Origin of the sequence: Idiomarina aminovorans (assembly GCF_023155095.1) — a bacterium.
Taxonomy (GTDB): domain Bacteria; phylum Pseudomonadota; class Gammaproteobacteria; order Enterobacterales; family Alteromonadaceae; genus Idiomarina; species Idiomarina aminovorans.
The window spans coordinates 401,874-419,565 of record NZ_JAKNDA010000002.1 but is presented as its reverse complement, the minus strand read 5'-3'; the positions used below and the strand labels follow the sequence as shown (position 1 = coordinate 419,565).

The following is a 17,692-nucleotide window of genomic DNA, read 5'->3' as shown; positions in this document are numbered from 1 at the left end:
AGTTTTTTGGCAACGATAAAAAGAAAGTTTCTTAATGGACGAGAAGTTATAAAGCAGAAATGTGACAACTTAATGAAAATGTGTGAAGCAATGGAACTTTTTGCCGAAGACAGAAAAGGAGAGCCAGTCTTTCGCTTAGAATTGGATGAAGAGCCGCGGCACAATAGCTGGTTCATTACCGGAAAGCTCATGACCTGATAGGAATCAAGAGTACGGCAAGAGGTCCGAGCTGTATGGGATGCGGCTGATTTCATTACGCTTCTAAGACATTTTTGTGTCAGATATATGACATATTTTAATCAAAATATTCGCCCTTGCCTAGTCATTCGGGAACCTTTACTCTTCCCCATTGTCTTAGGCTGCTCTCTAACGGTTATTCCATGGGCTTTATGCGGTTTTTATTATTTTTAACATTCGTTGTCTTTATGATTCCTGTCTCTTTTAATGCAGTAGCTGGTTACGGCAAAAATGAACCTGAAACCATTCGGGTTGCGACCTTTAATGTCAGTATGGATGCCTCTAACTACTTAAATGAAAGCGAATTACCGGCATTAACTGAATCGCCTTTACCGGAGGTGTTGCAAAAGAATCATGAACAAATTCGTGGTATTGCCGAAATTCTCCAACGCGTTCGTCCTGACATTGTTCTCTTAAACGAATTTGACTACCTTGACCCTGAAGTTGGCGTTAATGTTTTTCAGAAAAATTACTTAGCTGTTTCACAAAACGGGCAGCAAGCCATTGAGTACCCTTACGCTTATACCGCTCCGGTTAACACCGGTGTGCCCTCGGCTTTTGACTTAAACCGCGACGGCAAAGCGCAAGGCACCGGCATCGACGCCTGGGGTTTCGGTTGGTACCCCGGTCAGTACGGCATGGTTATTTTATCCAAATACCCATTATTGACCGATAAAGTCCGCACTTTTCAGCATTTTTTGTGGCAAGACATGCCCGGTCGTCACATTCCTTATGTCATAAACGAGCAAGGCCAGGCCACCAATGAACAATGGTACTCTGATGAAATTATGGCGCAGTACCCGTTAAGCTCAAAATCGCACTGGGACTTACCGGTAAAAGTCGGCGATAAAATCATTCACTTATTAGCCGCACACCCGGTACCACCGGCATTTGACGGCCCCGAAAACAGCAATGGCATGCGTAACTTTGACGAAATTCGCCTGTTTGCCGATTATCTCACGCCCGGCAGCGGCAATTATCTCTACGACGACAAAGGTACGCGAGGTGGTCTAGCCGCAGACCAGAGCTTTATCGTAATGGGTGATATGAACGCTGAAGCGGGCTCCGGTGGCGTCGATGGTGCTATAGAACAGTTACTGGAGCACCCACGCGTTAACGATGTAAAGCCGCAAAGCCGCGGTGGGCAACAGCATTCTCCGGACAAACAAGGAGCGCAGTTCCATACTGCCGCCTGGCGTAAACGCGTTGATTATGTACTGCCGTCTAACGACTTAATTGTAAAAGACGCGGGGGTGTTCTGGCCGGTGGATGATGAGTCCGGTAGCGAGCTCATGCAGAAACGCAGCGCCTCTTCCGACCATCGTCTGGTTTGGTTAGATATTGTCAAGTAGCCTGACGTTCACGTCAGGAACGATATCTGACCTGACATGAATATCAGGCTATAGCCCTTTATTTTACTGAAGCTTTACAGTTGCAGGGCTGTTGAAATCCTCCTTAGGTGCGATAATGCAAACCTTGTATCCAAGGAGGTAAACCATGAAAAAACTATTACTCACAACAGCGTTACTTGCAAGCGGTTCGCTTATGTTTTCAGCAGCCAGCAAAGCTGATGATTTCAACTACGTGAGCGGCGGCTTCAACGATTTCTATGATTCCGACTTCTATGTAGAAGGCTCCAAAACCATCGCCCCTAACTGGGTGGGTGACGTTCAAGTAACTGATATGGGTGACTACTCACTTCGTGCAGGAGCTAAATACTTTCTGGATATGGGAGCTGGCCAACAATTCAACACTTTCCTGAAAGGCGGTGTTAGCCACTATGACTTTGGCAACTACGACGACACCAGCGCGTACGCCGGTATTGGCGCTATGACCAAGTTAAGCCAGCAAACCACCGCTATTGTAGATGCAGGTTACGACTGGGGCTTAGACGGTTTCGCATCAGTTGGTGCACGTTTGCGCTACGCCTTTACTGAGCAGTTCTCTGCTGACGCTGGTTTCCGTGGCAACTTCAACAGCGTTGATAACGAAGTACATTTAGGCGTGACTTACCACTTCTAAGTTGATTCTACGTATATTTACGTTTTTTATGGTGTCGATATCCACTTACAGTGGGTTTTGACACCATTATTGAATCTAGGTTTGACAGTTATATCTGTCATATTAGCCTAAAACTAAAAAATGACAAATATATCCGTCAAATAAATCGCGTAGCCTGACATTCATGTCAGGTGGGATATCTCACCTGATGTGAACATCAGGCTACATATTATTCCCACTCAATAGTGGCCGGTGGTTTGCCGGAAATATCATAGGTTACGCGGGAAATGCCGTTCACTTCGTTGATAATCCGGTTAGACACCTTCTCTAACAACTCATACGGCAGATGTGCCCAACGTGCGGTCATAAAGTCGATAGTCTCTACCGCACGAATGGCAATAACCCAATCGTATTTACGCTGATCACCCATTACGCCAACCGAACGTACCGGCAGAAACACCGCAAAGGCCTGACTAACTTTGTCGTACCAGCCTGCATTGTGCAGTTCTTCAATAAAGATGGCGTCGGCACGGCGCAGTAAATCGCAGTACTCTTTCTTAATTTCACCCAGCACACGAACACCTAACCCCGGCCCCGGGAACGGATGACGATAAAGCATGCTATGCGGCAAACCTAACTCAAGGCCAATTTTACGCACTTCGTCTTTAAACAATTCGCGTAATGGCTCAACCAAACCCAGCTGCATGTCTTCCGGTAAACCACCCACGTTGTGGTGCGACTTAATGACATGCGCTTTACCGGTTTTGGAGCCGGCAGACTCAATCACGTCGGGGTAAATAGTGCCCTGCGCCAGCCAGTCTACTTCCGTCAGTTTACCGGCTTCTTCATCAAAAATTTCAATGAAGGTATTACCAATAATTTTACGCTTCTTTTCCGGGTCGTTCTCGCCTTTTAAAGCATCTAAAAAGCGGTCTTCGGCGCGAATCGGTAAAATGTTCAGGCCATAATGGTCGCCGAACATTTCCATCACCTGCTCCGCCTCGTTTAAGCGTAACAAACCATTATCCACAAACACACAGGTCAGCTGGTCACCAATGGCACGGTGCAGCAACATCGCCGTTACTGACGAATCGACTCCGCCCGATAAGCCCAAAATGACTTTATCAGTACCTACCTGCTCGCGGATGCGTTCAATAGCGTCATCAATGATCTTTGCCGGGGTCCATTGCTTCTCACACCCGCAGATATCGCTGACAAAGTGCTCCAGCATCCGCAAACCCTGACGGGTATGTGTGACTTCCGGGTGGAACTGTACGCCATAAAACTGACGCTCTTCGTCGGCCATAGCTGCGTAAGGACAATAGGAAGTTTTAGCGACCGTATGAAAACCTTCCGGTATCATTTCTACTTTATCGCCGTGGCTCATCCACACATCCAGCAAAGGCGCACCCGACTCAGAAACGGCATCTTCAATGGCTTTAAACAATGGGCTTTGCTCTACCAGCTCAATTTGTGCGTAACCAAATTCACGCTCCAGCGAGCCCTGAACCGAACCGCCCAGCTGGTGCGCCATGGTCTGCATACCATAGCAAATACCAAATACCGGTACACCGGCATTAAACACATAGTCCGGCGCACGGGGAGACCCTTCTTCAGCCACACTTTCCGGACCACCGGATAAAATAATGCCTTTTGGCGCAAAATCACGAATGTCGGCTTCATCAACATCCCAGGCCCAAAGCTCACAATAAACGCCAATTTCGCGAATACGGCGGGCAATCAGCTGGGTGTACTGAGAGCCGAAATCTAAAATCAATATTCGGTGATCATGGATATCTCTAGTCATTATTTATCCTGTTACGAGCTACGATAATTCGGTGCTTCTTTGGTAATGTGCACATCGTGTACGTGTGATTCGCCCATACCGGCGGCGGTCACTTTCACAAATTGCGGTTTGGTACGCATGTCTTCAATAGTCGGACAACCGGTTAAGCCCATAGCTGAGCGCAACCCGCCCATCTGCTGATGAATAATGGCAGCAATAGGTCCTTTGTAAGCAATGCGCCCTTCAATGCCTTCCGGCACTAACTTGTCGGCTTCATCGCTTTTCTGGAAGTAGCGGTCAGACGAGCCATTAAGCTGATCCATGGCCCCTAGGCTGCCCATACCACGGTATGACTTGTAATAGCGGCCCTGATAAAGCTCCACTTCACCCGGTGACTCTTCAGTACCGGCCAGCATACTGCCAGCCATGACGCAGTGCGCGCCGGCCGCCAAAGCTTTCGCAATGTCACCCGAAAAACGAATGCCGCCATCGGCAATAATTGGCACACCCGATCCTTTAATCGCATCTACCGCATCGCTAATCGCGCTAATTTGCGGTACACCACAACCGGTCACAATACGAGTGGTACAAATAGAACCCGGGCCAATGCCTATTTTTACCGCATCCACACCGGCTTCAACTAAGGCTTTCGCCCCTGCCGCTGTTGCCACGTTACCGCCAATAATTTGTAGGTTCGGGTAGTCTTTACGCGTTTGTTTAACCCGCTCCAGTACGCCCTTGGAATGTCCATGCGAGGTGTCAATCAGCAGCACATCAACACCAGCTTCAACCAGCAACTTAATGCGCTCTTCAGTACCGGCACCAACACCGACAGCGGCACCCACGCGCAGTGAGCCCAGTTCGTCTTTACAGGCGTTAGGTTTGTTTTCGGCCTTTTCAAAGTCCTTCAGGGTGATCATACCCTTTAGCTTGTGGGCGTCATCCACAACCAGTATTTTTTCAATACGGTATTTGTGCATAAGCTGCAAAATTTCTTCGCTTTCTGCCGCTTCATGCACAGTGACCAAACGATCTTTACCGGTCATGACATGAGAAATTTCTTTACTATCTTCGTCTTCAAACCGGGTATCACGACCGGTAACAATACCCACCAGGTCGCCGTTACCTTCAATAACAGGAAAACCCTGAAAGCCATGCTCGGCGGTTAGTTCTTTAATTTCACCAATGGTAGTTGTCGGTTGCACAGTAACCGGATCAGAGACCATGCCACTTTCGTATTTTTTCACTTTACGAACGTGCGCGGCTTGTTGCTCTGCGGTCATGTTTTTGTGGATAAAGCCAATGCCGCCTTCCTGCGCCAGCGCAATCGCCAGTGCTGACTCGGTAACAGTATCCATTGCGGATGAAATCATAGGAATATTCAGCGAAATTCCGCGCGTTAATTGCGTGCGTAAATCGGCCGTATGGGGGAGAACTTCGGAATGACCGGGTACGAGCAAAACGTCGTCAAAGGTCAGGGCTTCTTGGGATATTCGCAGCATCTGCAACACTCCGTGACTGGATTCATGTTGCGAGTGGATTTTACCCGTTTTTGCTACCGAACGCAAGGAAAATTAATGAATGCTTGGGCATATACTGCGGATCTGGCCGGACGCCGTGAACCCATCCCTGGGGGCTTAAGTAACGCCATCCATGGCGTTACATACCGGCCTGCTCCGCAATACATACCATTGATAGCATTCATTAATTTATCAGCGTTCAGGTATCCAGCAAACACCGCCTTTAAATTCAGGTTCAGGCTCAGGTATATGCTGACAGGTTGAATATCCGGTTTTTGCTTCTTCTTTCGCTTTTTCGTTATAACGGTGAATAGTATCTAATAACCAACGCTCGTCAGGAACTGTCTCGCTGCTATACACCACATAGCCTTCCGGGCCGCCGCAAGCCTTCTTACCTACCGGCAATACTTTACAGCTATCAATACTTTGCGCTTTTGGAGTGCCAATTAAACTCTTTATATCTGCCATAGTTACGGGACCATCCGGCGCTGACTCTGCGCTGCTGCAACCGGCCAATAACAGCGTTGTTATAAAAGCTAAAAATAATTTCATATGCCCTCTTATACATTCCTGTCAATTTGCTCAAGCCGCTCGGCCAACCAAACTTTTATAATAGATTGTCTAGTTACACCAATTCGAGCAGCCTCCTCATCTAAAGAGTCTAGCATCCATTCAGGAAAGTCGACGTTTACCCGTTTTTGCTTGCGCAAAGGCCTTTCCGCTTTTTCCAGTTCAAGCTCATCAATAACGTCTTCATCTGAGTCAAATTTTTTGTCAAATTCACTCGCTTTCATAAAGCTTCACCTCGCTATACCTAGAGCGCCTGACAGAGATAATCCTAATAGCCCTTAATCGATAAGTAATCACAGCTGACCAGTGGTTTCCTTTGTACTTGGCTATAACTAAATAACGTCTTTCATCTTGAGTTTTAGCTGGAATTTCAATTAACTCTGGATCATTCCAAAGAGATTGAGCAGAGTAAAAATCAATTCCATGCTTTTGCAAGTTTGATAAACTTTTTGCTCCATCAAATTCAAAAGACAACATTAAATATATACCATAAATAAATAAAAATTAAATTGAAATGGTATTAAGGTGTCACTCTGGAATCATCAGGTAAAAGCGTATTTAATGATCAGATATTGCAATAACACAGGATCAAATGCGTCTGCGATTACCAGATAATGTAACAAAAACCTAACGTAACGAACATTCAAAATACTCAAACGTTCCTCTGGTATTGCCCAGAACCATCCGCTAAGGTGGAAAGTACCGACACTGCAATTTAGGTGTTTTAGAAACAACAAGAGGTACAACTATGCGTTTTAAACAGTCTCTTTTAGTCTTAGCAATATCTGGTGCGCTAACCGCCTGTGGCGGAAGTTCAGGTGATTCCGCCACCGACAGCACACCCGGTGGCGGCAACAATACTGACGACGGCACGGCAACCACCACAACAACGGTGGTCAGTGAAGGCGTGATCACCGGCTTTGGCAGCGTTTATGTTAACGGCAAACGTTATCGCTCAGAAAGTGCCTAAATAGCCGTGGGCAATTCTCCTGCAGCAGACGAAGCACAGTTAAAAGTGGGTATGGTGGTCACCGTAGCGGCTTCTCAAGCTGACAATGGTGAAGACCCGGAAGCACAACAAATTCGCTACGAAGAACACTTACAAGGCCCTATTTCGTTTATTGACCGCGGCACCGGGCAAATTGAGTTGCTGGGCCAGACCATTATTTTTGATGACCTGACCGAATTTGATGAGACCGACATAGACACATTATCTGTCGGTGACTTCATTGAAGTGAGCGGCTACATCAACGATCAGGGTAACTTCTACTCCACGCTTGTTGAGCTGGAAACAGACGAAACTGAAATTAAGTTAAAAGGTGAAATAGCCAATCTGGATACCGATGCTCAAACCCTTTCATTGTCTGAACTGACCATTGACTCGTCCGCTGCCGAGTATGACGACATGACAATTGACGATCTAGCCAACGGTTTGTTCATTAAAGTAGAAGGTGATGAGTACAACAGTGAGACTCAAACTCTTATCGCCACCAGCATTGAGAACAAAGAAAACGATGACATTAATGACGACGCTGAAGAAGTCACCATTGCCGGTATTGTTAAAGGTTACGACAGTGAAAGCGGTGTATTTACCGTTAATCGCTATGAGTTTACCCTTAACGACGATACCGAATTTGACGACGGCAGCTTAGACACGCTTGCCAATGGCATCATCGTGAAAGTTGAAGGTCGCTTTGAGAATGACCAGCTTATTGCTGAAGAGATCGAATTTAAGGCCACTGACGCACGTAGTAAAACCGAAGGGCAAGTCACTGATATTAATACAGAGAACGAAACCTTTGTGATTAATAACACAACCTTTAGCGCTACACCAGAAACCCAGTACGAAGACGAATCGGACTCAGATGAGCGTCGTTTTACCTACGATAACATTGCCGTTAACGACTGGCTTAAAGTGGTTTCGCGTCAAGATGACCAGGGCACTAGCCTGGCTTTAAAAGTAAAACGCATTGACCAAAACGATCGTGAAGGTGAAATTAAAGGTCGCGCAGCTGATGTCACCGCTGAAGGTATGACCGTCGCCAACATTTCTGTAGCTTTCAACGAAAACACCGAATTTGAAGGTGACGACGACAACATCAGCATTGAGCGTTTTATCGAGCTGGTTGAGAACAGCCCTGCAGTAATTGTTGAGGTTGAAGGCGAGTACGACGGCGATACCTTAATTGCCACAGAAGTCGAAGTTGATGTTAAGGGCGGCAGAGACGACGATGACGATGATAACGCTGACAACACCGGCAAAGTCGAATTTGAAGGTGCTGTTGAGTCTATCGAAGGCGACTCGGTCGTTGTTAATGGAAAAGAACTGAGCTTTAGCCAAGACACTGAGTTTAAGCTAAACGATGAAGAGGTTAATCTTCAAACCTTCTTCGACGCCCTTGAAGTTGGTGCGGTTATTGAAATAGAAGGTATCTGGGTTGAACAGCAGTTCATCAAAGTAGAAGAAGCTGAAGTCGAGACCGATACGGAGTAACCAAGCACTTCTGTCAAGTCAGATCCTAAAGGCCCACCTTAAACGGCGGGTCTTTTACACTGTATGGATAGATGCGAGCAGAGTCACGTCCGCAATGAAAACGGATTAAGAAACTGGCGCCCCCAAAATAGATTTCGGTCAACTTCGCTCAATTCAGCCTCATTACATACACTATGCCAATTTCGCTCTATTACTGACTTCTGACTCTCAAAAATAGCCAAGGCTTCATCCTGTTTCAACAAAAAGTTGGGAGCAGCTTGCAGGCAAGTACTTATTTGGCTGGCATTATTGTTACCGAGAATACGCATTGCCTGTCCCTGCTCATTCCTCGTACGCCCCTGTGGGCAAATATCATAAGCTGGGGTCAGTTGTAAGCTATTGCCATCCCAAAAAGCCGCATGGTTTCTGGCATGATCATCCGTGTTGCCACACAAAATATTAAAGACTAATCGGGAAAACAGTTCTTTAAGCGTTTCTTTCGGCTTACTGAAACGACGACGAATAATTTCAGCGAGTGTTTCGTAACTCGCATAACGAGCCATCATGTCATCAAGTTCAAACAGCGTTAAGGCCGAAACCATTGATTTGCGCTTCCAGCCACTTTCACTATGCGCTCTGTCAAAACGTTCAATAAGAATGACATCCTTGCCTGCCGCTTGTGCCATTTTTACTGGTGCGACATTTAACCCAGCCAACAAAGCTAAACGCATAGCAATAAACTCTGCTTTTACAACACTGTAAAGATCGTTAGAAGCTGCAAATTTTGCAATGTACTTTATACCATCTTGTTCAATAAGTGCTTTCGGACGAGCTCCACCAATTGAACTACCATGATAAAGAGCCTGATCGAGTTCTGGTGTTAACGGAATCCCTTTTTCAACACGCTCAGCCGAATCAATCAACTCTTCCATAGTGGCATTTTTCGCCGAGCGGGGCACATATTCGGTTGGCGACAACTGAAAGTCGAGAGCCCCAATTCTATCTGAGCCAGACTCTAGCAGATAGGTCAGTTCATGGAACACTGCAGTATCAACACCCTCTCCCCGTTTTCCCTGCAGTTTATTAATAACGACTCTACGCCCCCAGGCATCCGGTGCCGCGTCGCGGATACACCCAGGCATGGTTAAACCTTGTAAGTTTGGAAGTCTTCCAGACTTTAATGGGAGTTCAGGTTCGTAAATTGGAATAGCGCCAGGCTCGTCGTTAATACGTGCCAAATAGTTTTTCCCGTAATTAAAAAAGAGATTATCGCCGTCCGATTCTAACTTTCCAGCCACTACCGGTGTGATTTCGCCGGGCAACCATATCCAGACATAAGCTTCTTTGTAATTAGGCTCAGAAGTCATCATCAACGGCCTTTTTAGATTTACGCACCCGTTGTGGCAGTAGCGCAAGTTTTTCTTCGGTGCGCTTGATGTTATTGGCGAGTTTCGAAGAAGACAACTCTGCATCAAATAACGCTAAACCGACAATGCTGGCCACCTCGAATACGGCGCCTATTTCACACTTAGGATCAGCCTTTTCAATACGTTGGAGCATACTTCTTGAAATTCCCGCGCGCTCTGCAACTTCTTGTGCACTAAGCTTGCGTTCAATGCGCGCAGATCGAATAAGCCCGGACAGCAGAGTCAGAGCTTCTTTTGTGTATTTTGAGTAAGTCCGCACTATCGATTTTGGCATAATAATGATTTATATATAAACTTTTAAACAGTTTAATGAGTTACTTATAAATCAATTTAGTTAGTGATAGGCGTTTTGTCAAATTTTTAATGGTGTACCGCGCACGTGCCATTAATGGTCGTCACCTTCCATGACAGTCTTGGTCAATGCCACATTAAAATAAGATTCACTTTACATTAACCTTATAATATTCACCGATACCGGTTTTTTTATGAGTAAATCATTAAAAAATCAATTAATAACCGATACCGACTAATTTACCTTGAAAAAACCTACCCACTCTCTATAATCACTTAAATCGGTGAATAAAAAAAAGAGACCCTATGCCTAAACGAGTCAAGGCAACAGAAGCCCCCAATGTATCTGCCATTACAACCCCAGAGATACTAGGGCAACTTATCAAAGCTAAGCGTACCGGTATGAACCTCAAACTTCGTGACTGCGCAGCGCTGTGCGGTGTGGGCGTAAATACCTTGTCCCGCCTGGAACGCGGTAATCCCAATACGACTTTGGCAGCTACGTTTTCAGTACTAAAAGGGTTAGGCATTCAGTTAACAACAGAGGCAAATTCAGCCAGCGAGGAGTGGGTATAAATGCTGCATTCCATTGATATTCGCTATGGTGACACTGCTATTGGTCATTTAGGTCTGAATGAAGAAACCAAACTTCCTGTAATAGAGTACCAACAACACTGGCGGGAAAACGGCTTTCCCATCGCGCTGGCAATCTCTGTCCAGGGTCCTAATACACCGGCTAGTGTGTACAACTATTTAGATAACTTACTGCCCGAAGGAAAAGCCAGAAAGCTGTTGGCACAGGACCTTGCGGATGTAGACCTCTGACGTCAGCGTTGCATCACCGCGCAATAAAATACGGGTTCAGGTACTCTTCTTTCTGATTGTACAGCAGCTTTTCGCCATTAATGGTTGTTACCTGCCCGCCCGCAGCACTTAATACCGCATGCGCGGCACCGGTGTCCCACTCGCAGGTAGGGCCTAAACGCGGGTAGATATCGGCTTTACCTTCAGCCACTAAGCAAATCTTCAGCGAACTGCCTATGGGCAACATTTCATAAGGCTTGCCTAAAGCATCCAGCCAGTCGACAGTTTCCTGCGACGGATGAGAGCGTGAACCCACAACACGTAAGGTTTCCGGCTCTTTGGCTGCTACCGAAATGGCCTTGTCGTTTAAAAGCGCACCACGGTCTCGCTCGCCGGTGTACATAGCATCCAGTACCGGCGCGTAAACCACACCCAGAATAGGCACGCCTTTTTCAATTAAGGCAATGTTCACGGTAAACTCGCCATTGCGCTTAATAAACTCTTTAGTGCCATCTAAGGGGTCAACTAACCAATAACGGCACCAGTGTTTACGTTGTTCCCAGCTAATGTCGGACGACTCTTCCGAAATAATCGGGTACTGAGTTTCAAGAGCGCGTAAGCCATCACAAATGACATTATGCGCGGCCAAATCAGCTTTCGTCAGCGGGCTGTCATCGCCCTTTTTCTGCACATCAAAGTCATCGCTTTCATACACATTCATAATGGCCGTGCCAGCGTCGCGGGCAATTTTTTTAATCTCTTCAAGCATAAATAATCCCGTTATCCTTTAAATACTGCACCACTTGCTCAGCGGCTTGTTCAATGTCCATTTCAGCGGTTTTTAAATGCACTTCAGGTTGCTTTGGTGCTTCGTACGGTGACGAAATACCGGTAAAGTGGGGAATATCTCCCGCGCGTGCTTTTTTGTACAAACCTTTCGGGTCGCGCTGCTCACAAATTTCCAGCGGCGTATCCACAAACACTTCAATAAACGCTTTACCGGCCAACTCACGCGCCTGCGCCCGGTCGGCAATAAAAGGGGAAATAAACGCGGTACCCACAATCAAGCCGGCGTCCAAAAATAACCGGCTAACCTCGGTAATGCGGCGAATATTCTCCACACGATCGGTATCGTTAAAGCCTAAGTCTTTATTCAGACCATGACGCACGTTGTCGCCGTCCAGCAAGTAAGTATGGCAGCCCAATTCAAACAACTTACGGTCAACCGCATTAGCAATAGTCGATTTACCAGAGCCACTTAAGCCGGTATACCAAAGTAGCGCCGGTTGGTGTTGTTTTTGTGCTACGCGGTCGCTATGTGATACAGCGGCATGGTGCCAGACAATATTTTCCGTCATTGGTTATTTCTTTCAAAAAATAATGCCTAAATTGTACCGCAAATGCGACACCTTGCGTAGCCTCAGGTTACCACCCCACCCAACGCATCCTGCAACGGTTTTAACTGCGCTTCAAACTTGCGCCACTGGCCAATACCTTTGGCATTAATGGGTTGTCTTACCTGCTCAGAACTGGCGGTTTTCACCCGGCGTTCGGCTTTGTGCGACTGCAGACACTGAGGCTCCAACGGCAGTTCCAGGTATTCAAACAGCGCTTTAATTTCGGCTTCCGGGTTCTCCACCAACTGCTCATGCACCACGGTGTGAATGGCTCCGGGATACACGCTATTCCAATGCGCCATCAGCTCTACGTAGTCACGGTAGTAATCCGCCAGCATCTCCATGCCATAACTGAACTCCTGACCCTCGGCAAATAGCTGTTTGTAGGCACTAAAACAACAGTCCATGGGGTTACGGCGGGCATCAATGATCTTCGCATTAGGCAGCAAGGTTTTAATCAGTCCAATATGGCGGAAATTATTCGGCATTTTATCGGTAAAAAACGGAGCGCCGGTTCTGTAAACTTCGGTTTCGCTCAGGTAGCGCTGTCCTAACTGCTCCAGCTTTTCCGCTGTTAACTCATCCAGTACGTACGGGTATTTCGGCTTTTCTGACTGCACCTGGCGTCCGTTAAGGCCGTGCGCTATGGCCGGAATATTCGGCAACTCCAACGTACCTTCAATTTTCGAATGCGCCGCCAGTATTTGCTCCACCAAAGTAGAGCCGGCACGCGGCAAGCCAACAATGAATATTGGCGTAGCGTCAGTGTTGGGCGAAATACGGGGAATTTGTTCTATCTTCTGCTCAGTAAAGTAATCGCGCTGGGCTTCAATGCGCTGAGCCAGCACTTCCGATTTAAAGTGGCTGGTTTCGCGCTTTAAGTCATTACCACGCTCATAAAAACGAAAGCTTTTCTCGTAATCACCCTGTTGCTCAAACGCTTTCCCCAACGCAAAACACAAGTGAATACGGTCATTCAAGTAGGTACCAGAGTCTTGCTCGGCGCGCTGCATTGCAGCTATTTCATTGTTATTGAACTGATACGTTTTTAAATTCGCCAGACTCCAGTAGGCATCACCAAAATCAGTACGCTCTGAATACGCCTTCTGATAACTTTGTACGGCGTCCTGCTGCCGGCCAATGGCTTTTAATAAGTGGCCTTTAGCCACGTAAATTCCGGCAATATCCTCAGTCACTCGTTCCGTCAGCAGTTCGTCATATAAAGCCAGTGCCTGCTCGTCGTAGTCTAAAGCCGCTGATAAATTCGCAAACAGGGCTTTGTACAACGGATTGTTCGGTTCTTTTTCAAACAAGGTTTTAGCGTGATTATAAGCATCACTGTGTTTTTGTCTGCGCTGCAGTACTTTAATGTAATCAAACCGGGCTAAGTCGTAATCGGGCTTTAATACCAGCACACTTTCCAGCAAAAACTCAGCGTCGTTTAATACGTCCAGCTGAGCACCGATATTCGCTAGCGTGCGCATGGCCTCAACATGGTGCGGGTTACGCTGTAAGAAAGCGCGGCAAAGTTTTTCAGCTTTGTAGTATTTACCTTCATGGTACAGGTTCAATGCGGCCAGAACCTCTTTAGGCTGACGCAGTAAAAAGTCAGCTTGTTGTTGGTTGCGCTTCGCCTGCCCGGCATTACCATGTTTAGCTTCCAGCGTTGCGGCAGCAGTCCAGCTGGCGTGTAACGCCGGGTTTAACCGAATGGCCTGGTAATAGTGTGTTAAGGCTTCCGCGTTTTTCCCCTGAGCCTTTTCGGTGTGAGCCAGCTCCTGGAACGCGCGCCCGTACTCGGGCCATTCCGCCAGTAACGCCTGCGAGGTGGTTGCCGCTTGCTCCAGTTTGCCTGAGTAACGGTAAGCCACCGCCTCATAATACAGCGACTCTTTATAAGCGTCGCCTGACAGCTCATCACGCTCTTGCTGCAACAGCTTCAGTGCCTGCTCAAATTGACTTCGTGCCAAGAGTTTTTTTATATGATCCATACAACGGTTAGTTCCTCACAATGAAAAAAGGGGCCTAAGCAGGCCCCCTGTCATCAAATTATCTTATCAATAAAATGAATAAGATACTGACAAGCCAATTGACCGCGGACGATTCGTTGTCGTTCTCAAGATATCGTCCTGGGTGTTGGTATACAACTCAGCACGTTCATCCGTGATGTTTTGAATGTAAAGCTTAGCGCTCCACTGATCTTTCATCACACCAATCGATGCGTTACCGATATTGTACGAGTCCTGCTTACCGCCTGCTTGCTCAACTTCTGCTGCAACCAGCGACGGATAGGTGTCTCCGGCGTAAATCCAGCCGACCTGAGCAAAAGCGTCCCAGCTATTCTCCAGGGTCCAGGTGTAGCGACCACGAAGATTACCCTGCACCTTAGGTGTCAACGGCAGTTCAGAGCCAATAGGTAAGGTACGGACAATGCCCTGACCGGTACTAACCAACTCAGTATCGTTATACGACAACGCACCGCTAAAGGTAAAGTTGTCGGTCATGCGCCAGGTAAAGTCGGTTTCCAGACCACGAATTTCTGAACTGGCTGCGTTATCAACAAAGGTCAGAATTGAGATGTCGGTATCCAGACGCGTAATTTGCATATCGTTCCACTCAACAAAGTACGCATTACCATTCCAACGCAATGAGTTGTCCAGCATCAATGACTTCCAGCCAAACTCGTAGTTGACCACGTCATCTGACTCATAAACGGTGTTAACCGATTCGCCGGCATCGTTGGTTGCACCACCAGCGCGGTTAAATCCGCCCGGACGGAAGCCTTCTGAGTAAGTTGCAAAGAACAAGGTCTCCGGCGTGTACTGATAGCTTACTCTGAACTTCGGAATCACGTCGTCTTGTTCAAGCGGCTGGTCGGTATGGCCAGCGGTTGAGTTGTAGTCACGCCCGGCATCGCCGTCGGTGCCTTTTGAGGCAAAGCTGGACTGACCGTAAAAGTCAGATTCCATGTCGTACCAACGCAAACCAAGGGTCGCTGACCATTGCTCGGTAAAGTCGTAAGTGAACTCACCGAAGGCCGCAATTTGTTCTTCAGTACGGGTAATGTCGTTAAAGAAGCCAACACCCGCCGGACGAGTATTGGGGTTATTAGCGTAAACACCGTCAATGGGTGCATTCGGCACAAAACCTAACTCTTCAGGATTTGAGAAGTAAACGTAGTCATCCTGGGTGTCAATTTCAAAGTCATCGTAGAACACACCCGCGGTAATACGCGCGTTGTCAGAAAAGTCGTAGTTAATACGAGCTTCCTGGGTAATACGCGTGTGCTCCTGAAAACCTTTAAACCCTTTAGTTGGGTCAACACAGTTTTCCGCCATGCCATCATCGCCGTAATTACAGGTGTAATAAACGATGAAGGTACCCGACGTATTGTAACCCGTATAATCCACAGACTGCTCAATTTCGCGGTCTAAATAGCCACCGGTATACAGCACTTCCAGTGCGCCTAAGCGCCCTTCTAACGTCCAGGTGGTCAGGTCAAAGCTGTCTTCCAGCTCGTCCGGAAAGTGGCGCTCAACCTTTAAATCGCCCACTTCTGGATCGTAGTCAAAAACACCGTCGGCACCTAAGTCCTGCGCCTGGTGCTGCAATAACAACTCCCACTGGTTATTGATCATGTACTTAGCGCTAAGACGAAAACCTTTGTAGTAACTGTCGTTAAAATCTTCTTCAGCCAGGTCGGTGTTAAACCCACTGGTAAACTCAGTACCGTCATCAACCAGAGCTTCCATGGACGGATCCATTGGACGGTAGTTAGGATTGTTCGGGTCTATCGAGAACTCGCCGGCCACATTGTCAATATAACCACCGCGGTTAACATTGTAAAATGCGCCACGCACCGCTAAGTCACTGGTTACCGGAATATTAATGTAACCCTCGGCGGAGCTACTCATCTCCCCTTCAGCCATGGTTTCAAAACCGGTGGTAAAGCCTGCTTCGAACGCCCCTAAAATTGGCTTCTGAGTAATGTAGCGAATGGTACCTGCCTGAGAGCTGGAGCCAAACAGTGTGCCCTGCGGTCCGGGTAACACCTCAATACGCTGTAAGTCGGTGGCGTAAACATCGAGGTTTCGTCCGGGTGCCGTAACCGGCTGTTCGTCAACATAAAGCGCCACGTTTGGCATTGTGCCTTGTGCACCGGACAGCATCACACTGATAGGCTGAATGGACATACCACGAATAAATACGTCGTTCTGACCGGGCCCACGGCCACTGGAGGTAACATTCGGTACATATTGCGCGTAGTCGTCAAAGTTGCCGATATTCTGTTCTTTTAAATCGCGGCCACTTAACGCTTGTACGGCAGTAGGGGTTTGTTGGATATTCGTCGTGCGCTTGGTTGCGGTAACGTTGATGGTTTCAATTTGCTTAGAATTTTCTGCCTCTTCTTGTTGCGCATTTTGTTCTTGTGCAACTGCTGACGAAGAAGCAGCTAATGCTATAAAGATAGCAGAGCTCAACTTATTATAATTAAACATGGGTTCTCCCAGTTTTGATGTGAAAAAATCTCCTTTAAAAACAGCTTTTATGTCGCTGCGTTAATCTTACGAACCTTTACAATTATAAGGGTTTTAGAGTGTAGGTCAAAAAAGCAAAGCCCAAAAACAAAAAAACCGCATTCAGGCAGAGCCAAAATGCGGTTTTATTCACTACAACAAGAACTAACGCTTAATGACGTGCAGCTCGTTGCGAGGTTCAATCACCTCAATACGGGCCGCGCGAACTAAATCGCTGCCGCGCATTTGTTCAACCAGGTCGTTCAGGTCAGCGCCTTCTGGTGCTTTTAATAAACCCAAACCAGCACGCGAATCCTCGCTGACAATGGCCAGCCCAAATTCTTGTGCAACGGCAGCTAAACCTTGCTCGCCAGCTAATACCGTCAAGTTACCACTGATAGTGGCAACGTTACGGGTGACTTCGTTATACACTTCAACACCACCCGTTAACTTAGGTGCCTTTACATTAGCGCTTTTTTCCATCATACGGTAAGTGCCAAACGCACGTGTGTCAGATACCGTTGCAGGAAGCTCTGCTTTACTGGCACTCTTTTGGTTGTCAGTAGTCAGGCGGTCATCAACAGCCTGCTCCTGAGCAACAACAGAGCCTGTCATCAATAAACCCAATGCAGCTAAAGACATCATTGTTAATTTCATAACTTCTTCTCC

19 protein-coding genes are annotated in these 17,692 nt (G+C 47.1%); 7 read left to right on the top strand and 12 right to left on the bottom strand.

Features of this window, described 5'->3' with window-relative positions:
* The first annotated feature begins 72 nt into the window (after window positions 1-72).
* From L8G48_RS13480 to L8G48_RS06100, 3 genes are all read left to right on the top strand, one after another.
* Window positions 73-198: a hypothetical protein gene (locus L8G48_RS13480; protein ID WP_282444678.1), complete on the top strand. Its 126-nt coding sequence runs from the start codon at window positions 73-75 to the stop codon at window positions 196-198.
* Between the two features lie 182 nt (window positions 199-380).
* The gene (locus L8G48_RS06105) at window positions 381-1,589 is read left to right on the top strand and encodes an endonuclease/exonuclease/phosphatase family protein (RefSeq protein WP_248263715.1); all 1,209 of its coding nucleotides are present in this window, start codon (window positions 381-383) and stop codon (window positions 1,587-1,589) included.
* Between the two features lie 145 nt (window positions 1,590-1,734).
* On the top strand, window positions 1,735-2,259 hold the full coding sequence (locus tag L8G48_RS06100) for a hypothetical protein (RefSeq protein ID WP_248263714.1): 525 nt from the start codon (window positions 1,735-1,737) through the stop codon (window positions 2,257-2,259).
* A 208-nt stretch (window positions 2,260-2,467) separates the two neighbouring features.
* Here L8G48_RS06100 and guaA read toward each other — a convergent pair whose 3' ends face one another.
* The 5 genes from guaA to L8G48_RS06075 all read right to left on the bottom strand — a co-directional run bounded on the left by guaA (window position 2,468) and on the right by L8G48_RS06075 (window position 6,591).
* Complete coding sequence (gene guaA / locus L8G48_RS06095; protein ID WP_248263713.1) at window positions 2,468-4,045, bottom strand: glutamine-hydrolyzing GMP synthase; 1,578 nt, start codon at window positions 4,043-4,045, stop codon at window positions 2,468-2,470.
* An 11-nt stretch (window positions 4,046-4,056) separates the two neighbouring features.
* The gene (gene guaB / locus L8G48_RS06090; RefSeq protein WP_248263712.1) at window positions 4,057-5,526 is read right to left on the bottom strand and encodes an IMP dehydrogenase; all 1,470 of its coding nucleotides are present in this window, start codon (window positions 5,524-5,526) and stop codon (window positions 4,057-4,059) included.
* Between the two features lie 210 nt (window positions 5,527-5,736).
* Entirely contained in the window at window positions 5,737-6,096 is a 360-nt protein-coding gene (locus L8G48_RS06085; protein WP_248263711.1) for a hypothetical protein, read from the bottom strand.
* A gap of 8 nt (window positions 6,097-6,104) precedes the next feature.
* Window positions 6,105-6,338, bottom strand: coding sequence for a type II toxin-antitoxin system BrnA family antitoxin (brnA, locus tag L8G48_RS06080; RefSeq protein ID WP_248263710.1), 234 nt, complete (start codon window positions 6,336-6,338; stop codon window positions 6,105-6,107).
* Window positions 6,325-6,591, bottom strand: a complete 267-nt coding sequence (locus L8G48_RS06075) for a BrnT family toxin (protein ID WP_248263709.1) — start codon at window positions 6,589-6,591, stop codon at window positions 6,325-6,327. The genes brnA and L8G48_RS06075 overlap by 14 nt, the downstream gene beginning before the upstream one ends.
* A gap of 271 nt (window positions 6,592-6,862) precedes the next feature.
* On the opposite strand from L8G48_RS06075, the gene L8G48_RS06070 reads away from it, so the two are divergent.
* Window positions 6,863-7,084 (top strand): hypothetical protein, encoded by a 222-nt coding sequence (locus tag L8G48_RS06070; protein ID WP_248263708.1) that lies wholly within the window; start codon window positions 6,863-6,865, stop codon window positions 7,082-7,084.
* 6 nt (window positions 7,085-7,090) lie between these two features.
* Window positions 7,091-8,608 carry a DUF5666 domain-containing protein gene (locus tag L8G48_RS06065; protein WP_248263707.1) on the top strand — a complete coding sequence of 506 codons (1,518 nt, stop codon included), beginning with the start codon at window positions 7,091-7,093 and terminating at the stop codon, window positions 8,606-8,608.
* An 83-nt stretch (window positions 8,609-8,691) separates the two neighbouring features.
* Here L8G48_RS06065 and L8G48_RS06060 read toward each other — a convergent pair whose 3' ends face one another.
* Both L8G48_RS06060 and L8G48_RS06055 read right to left on the bottom strand, forming a co-directional pair.
* Complete coding sequence (locus L8G48_RS06060; protein ID WP_248263706.1) at window positions 8,692-9,957, bottom strand: type II toxin-antitoxin system HipA family toxin; 1,266 nt, start codon at window positions 9,955-9,957, stop codon at window positions 8,692-8,694.
* Window positions 9,944-10,288 carry a helix-turn-helix transcriptional regulator gene (locus L8G48_RS06055; protein ID WP_248263705.1) on the bottom strand — a complete coding sequence of 115 codons (345 nt, stop codon included), beginning with the start codon at window positions 10,286-10,288 and terminating at the stop codon, window positions 9,944-9,946. Before L8G48_RS06055 ends, L8G48_RS06060 begins: the two co-directional genes overlap by 14 nt.
* Window positions 10,289-10,611: 323 nt before the next feature.
* Between L8G48_RS06055 and L8G48_RS06050 the strand changes: the two genes are divergently transcribed.
* Window positions 10,612-10,881, top strand: a complete 270-nt coding sequence (locus L8G48_RS06050; RefSeq protein ID WP_248263704.1) for a helix-turn-helix domain-containing protein — start codon at window positions 10,612-10,614, stop codon at window positions 10,879-10,881.
* Window positions 10,882-11,130 (top strand): HipA N-terminal domain-containing protein, encoded by a 249-nt coding sequence (locus L8G48_RS06045; RefSeq protein WP_248263703.1) that lies wholly within the window; start codon window positions 10,882-10,884, stop codon window positions 11,128-11,130. It abuts the gene before it with no gap.
* A 13-nt stretch (window positions 11,131-11,143) separates the two neighbouring features.
* On the opposite strand, the gene cysQ is transcribed toward L8G48_RS06045, so the two are convergent.
* From cysQ to L8G48_RS06020, 5 genes are all read right to left on the bottom strand, one after another.
* Window positions 11,144-11,878: a 3'(2'),5'-bisphosphate nucleotidase CysQ gene (gene cysQ, locus L8G48_RS06040; RefSeq protein ID WP_248263702.1), complete on the bottom strand. Its 735-nt coding sequence runs from the start codon at window positions 11,876-11,878 to the stop codon at window positions 11,144-11,146.
* The gene (cysC, locus tag L8G48_RS06035) at window positions 11,871-12,467 is read right to left on the bottom strand and encodes an adenylyl-sulfate kinase (RefSeq protein WP_248263701.1); all 597 of its coding nucleotides are present in this window, start codon (window positions 12,465-12,467) and stop codon (window positions 11,871-11,873) included. The genes cysQ and cysC overlap by 8 nt, the downstream gene beginning before the upstream one ends.
* Window positions 12,468-12,529: 62 nt before the next feature.
* Window positions 12,530-14,497: a tetratricopeptide repeat-containing sulfotransferase family protein gene (locus tag L8G48_RS06030; protein ID WP_248263700.1), complete on the bottom strand. Its 1,968-nt coding sequence runs from the start codon at window positions 14,495-14,497 to the stop codon at window positions 12,530-12,532.
* A gap of 66 nt (window positions 14,498-14,563) precedes the next feature.
* The gene (locus L8G48_RS06025; RefSeq protein WP_248263699.1) at window positions 14,564-17,005 is read right to left on the bottom strand and encodes a TonB-dependent receptor; all 2,442 of its coding nucleotides are present in this window, start codon (window positions 17,003-17,005) and stop codon (window positions 14,564-14,566) included.
* A gap of 183 nt (window positions 17,006-17,188) precedes the next feature.
* Window positions 17,189-17,680 carry a serine protease external chaperone gene (locus L8G48_RS06020; protein WP_248263698.1) on the bottom strand — a complete coding sequence of 164 codons (492 nt, stop codon included), beginning with the start codon at window positions 17,678-17,680 and terminating at the stop codon, window positions 17,189-17,191.
* Window positions 17,681-17,692: the final 12 nt, after the last annotated feature.

Excerpts from the sequence above, each read along its gene's own strand:
- L8G48_RS06055 (WP_248263705.1), bottom strand. The coding sequence starts at position 10,288 with ATGCCAAAATCGATAGTGCGGACTTACTCAAAATACACAAAAGAAGCT.
- L8G48_RS06085 (WP_248263711.1), bottom strand. The coding sequence starts at position 6,096 with ATGAAATTATTTTTAGCTTTTATAACAACGCTGTTATTGGCCGGTTGC.
- L8G48_RS13480 (WP_282444678.1), top strand. The coding sequence starts at position 73 with ATGAAAATGTGTGAAGCAATGGAACTTTTTGCCGAAGACAGAAAAGGA.
- L8G48_RS06060 (WP_248263706.1), bottom strand. The coding sequence starts at position 9,957 with ATGATGACTTCTGAGCCTAATTACAAAGAAGCTTATGTCTGGATATGG.
- L8G48_RS06020 (WP_248263698.1), bottom strand. The coding sequence starts at position 17,680 with ATGAAATTAACAATGATGTCTTTAGCTGCATTGGGTTTATTGATGACA.
- L8G48_RS06025 (WP_248263699.1), bottom strand. The coding sequence starts at position 17,005 with ATGTTTAATTATAATAAGTTGAGCTCTGCTATCTTTATAGCATTAGCT.
- brnA (WP_248263710.1), bottom strand. The coding sequence starts at position 6,338 with ATGAAAGCGAGTGAATTTGACAAAAAATTTGACTCAGATGAAGACGTT.
- guaA (WP_248263713.1), bottom strand. The coding sequence starts at position 4,045 with ATGACTAGAGATATCCATGATCACCGAATATTGATTTTAGATTTCGGC.
- L8G48_RS06075 (WP_248263709.1), bottom strand. The coding sequence starts at position 6,591 with ATGTTGTCTTTTGAATTTGATGGAGCAAAAAGTTTATCAAACTTGCAA.
- guaB (WP_248263712.1), bottom strand. The coding sequence starts at position 5,526 with ATGCTGCGAATATCCCAAGAAGCCCTGACCTTTGACGACGTTTTGCTC.
- L8G48_RS06050 (WP_248263704.1), top strand. The coding sequence starts at position 10,612 with ATGCCTAAACGAGTCAAGGCAACAGAAGCCCCCAATGTATCTGCCATT.
- cysC (WP_248263701.1), bottom strand. The coding sequence starts at position 12,467 with ATGACGGAAAATATTGTCTGGCACCATGCCGCTGTATCACATAGCGAC.
- cysQ (WP_248263702.1), bottom strand. The coding sequence starts at position 11,878 with ATGCTTGAAGAGATTAAAAAAATTGCCCGCGACGCTGGCACGGCCATT.
- L8G48_RS06045 (WP_248263703.1), top strand. The coding sequence starts at position 10,882 with ATGCTGCATTCCATTGATATTCGCTATGGTGACACTGCTATTGGTCAT.
- L8G48_RS06070 (WP_248263708.1), top strand. The coding sequence starts at position 6,863 with ATGCGTTTTAAACAGTCTCTTTTAGTCTTAGCAATATCTGGTGCGCTA.
- L8G48_RS06100 (WP_248263714.1), top strand. The coding sequence starts at position 1,735 with ATGAAAAAACTATTACTCACAACAGCGTTACTTGCAAGCGGTTCGCTT.
- L8G48_RS06030 (WP_248263700.1), bottom strand. The coding sequence starts at position 14,497 with ATGGATCATATAAAAAAACTCTTGGCACGAAGTCAATTTGAGCAGGCA.
- L8G48_RS06105 (WP_248263715.1), top strand. The coding sequence starts at position 381 with ATGGGCTTTATGCGGTTTTTATTATTTTTAACATTCGTTGTCTTTATG.